Raw genomic sequence first — 451 nt, forward strand, 5'->3', positions numbered from 1 at the left:
ACGGCACGCTGATCGACGAAGGCAACATCGCGCGCATCGCCGCGGCCCGGTTCGATTACGTCGGCATCAGCATCGATGGCCTGGAAGCGGTGCATGACGACTGGCGCCAGCTCAAGGGCAGCTTCGCCGCCTCCATGCATGCCATCGACCTGTGTCGCCAGCACGACATCCGCGTCGGCCTGCGCACCACCCTGACACAGAACAACTACCCGCAGCTGCCCGCCCTGCTGGCACTGATGCGTGAGCACGACGTACAGAAGTTCTACCTCTCGCACCTCAACTACAGCGGCCGTGGCAAGCGCAGCCGCAAGGCCGACGCCCATCACCAGATGACCCGCGATGCCATGCGCCAGCTCTTCGAGCAGGCCTGGGACGACGTGCAGCACGGCCGCGAGACCGACTTCGTCAGCGGCAACAACGACGCCGACGCCATCCTCCTGCTGCAGTGGGT

General features: G+C 65.6%; 1 pseudogene. It reads left to right on the top strand.

Annotated features, from left to right (window positions below):
- Window positions 1-451: pseudogene (locus tag ACU8YC_RS27480) on the top strand (hypothetical protein); the annotation flags it as partial.

The organism is Citrobacter sp. VF227, from assembly GCF_052950715.1.